Origin of the sequence: Solihabitans fulvus, from assembly GCF_008386585.1 — a bacterium.
GTDB classification, from domain to species: Bacteria; Actinomycetota; Actinomycetes; order Mycobacteriales; family Pseudonocardiaceae; genus Solihabitans; species Solihabitans fulvus.
The window spans coordinates 1-1628 of the sequence record NZ_VUOB01000098.1 but is presented as its reverse complement, the minus strand read 5'-3'; the positions used below and the strand labels follow the sequence as shown (position 1 = coordinate 1628).

At 65.3% G+C, this 1628-nt stretch carries 1 protein-coding gene and 1 pseudogene; both read left to right on the top strand.

Features of this window, described 5'->3' with window-relative positions; genetic code table 11:
• Window positions 1-19: 19 nt before the first annotated feature.
• A pseudogene (locus F0L68_RS39445) lies at window positions 20-1097 on the top strand (ISAzo13 family transposase); the annotation flags it as partial.
• A 333-nt stretch (window positions 1098-1430) separates the two neighbouring features.
• Entirely contained in the window at window positions 1431-1610 is a 180-nt protein-coding gene (locus F0L68_RS44985) for a helix-turn-helix domain-containing protein (protein ID WP_188317082.1), read from the top strand.
• Window positions 1611-1628 lie beyond the last annotated feature (18 nt).

The window sequence follows — 1628 nt, the reverse complement described above, 5'->3', positions numbered from 1 at the left end:
CGGCTGGTCATGATGTTGTATGGCCCTTGCTGTGGACACGATGGAATCGCTGGCGGCGAAGTTCTCGGCGTTGTTGCCACACCTGGACGAGCGGCAACAACGCCTCTACCTGGCCTCCGAAGCCAGATCACTGGGTCATGGCGGCATCGCGGCGGTAGCCCACGCGGCCGGAGTGAGCAGGCAGACGGTGACCAACGGGGTAGACGAGTTGGAGTCCGGCCAGGAACCGCTGGGTCGGACACGACGCCCCGGCGCGGGCCGCAAACGACTGGTTCACACCGATCCGGCACTACGACCCGCGTTGTTGGCTCTGGTGGAACCTGACGAGCGGGGCGATCCGATGTCACCGTTGCGGTGGACAGTCAAGTCCACCCGCAACCTCGCCGACGAACTGACCGCCCAGGGACATCGGATCTCCGCCGACACGGTCGCGGATCTGTTGCGCGCCGAGGGATTCAGCTTGCAAGGCAACGTCAAGACCATGGAGGGCAAGCAGAACCCTGACCGGGACGCCCAGTTTCGTTACCTCAACGACCAGGTCAAGGATCACCACGCCCAGGAGCAGCCGGTCATCAGCGTGGACACCAAGAAGAAGGAACTCGTCGGCGAGTTCAAGAACGCTGGACGCGAGTGGCGCCCCGCCGGCGAACCGATCCCGGTCGACGTCCATGACTTCCCGGACAAGGAACTGGGCAAGATCGTGCCCTACGGCATCTACGATCTGGCCGCGAACACCGGCTGGGTGAACGTCGGCACCGATCANNCCCCACGCGACCCGGCTACTGATCACCGCAGACGCCGGTGGCTCCAACGGCTATCGCACCCGCGCCTGGAAGGCCGAACTCGCGACGCTGGCCGCCCAGACCGGTCTGGCCCTCACAGTCTGTCATTTCCCGCCGGGGACATCGAAGTGGAACCGGATCGAGCACCGCTTGTTCTCCCACATCACCCTCAACTGGCGGGGCAGGCCGCTGACCAGTCACGAAGTCGTGGTCAACACGATCGCGGCCACCACCACCCGCACCGGACTGCGCGTGCATGCCGCACTGGACACAGACACCTACCCGCTCGGGGTCCAGATCAGCAACGCGGCGATGGCCGCCCTGCCCATCACTCGGCACCATTTCCATGGTGAGTGGAACTACACCCTGCACCCCGACACCGACGCCCACACCAGCCAACCCGACCCGCCACCGTCCCTTCCGCAGGACATGACCACCCTGGCCGACCCCGCGCTCACCGGACTGTCCCGCCCTGACCTGGACACGCTGACCACGGCACTGGACGCCCTACGGGCCTCACGAACCCAGGCCCGCCATCGCCAACACCAGCAACACCGAGCAGAACAAGGACTTCGCCCGCACGAGCCTCGATCGGGTCGGCCACCACGCTTGTCGTTTCCCGATCAAGTCCTGGCCACCGTCCTCCACATGCGACTGTCCTTGCCTGAGGACACGGTGGGGATCGTGTTCGGATGCAGCCGCAGCACCATCCGTCGCGCGATCACCGAGACCCGTCAACTCCTCGCCGAGCACGGCACGACGATCGAGCCGGTCACCCTGCCCGTCCCGCTGCCCGACCTCATCGCCAAGATCAAATCGGCGTGTTAATTATCTGCAACCCCTTAG

Excerpts from the sequence above, each read along its gene's own strand:
- F0L68_RS44985 (WP_188317082.1), top strand. The coding sequence starts at position 1,431 with ATGCGACTGTCCTTGCCTGAGGACACGGTGGGGATCGTGTTCGGATGC.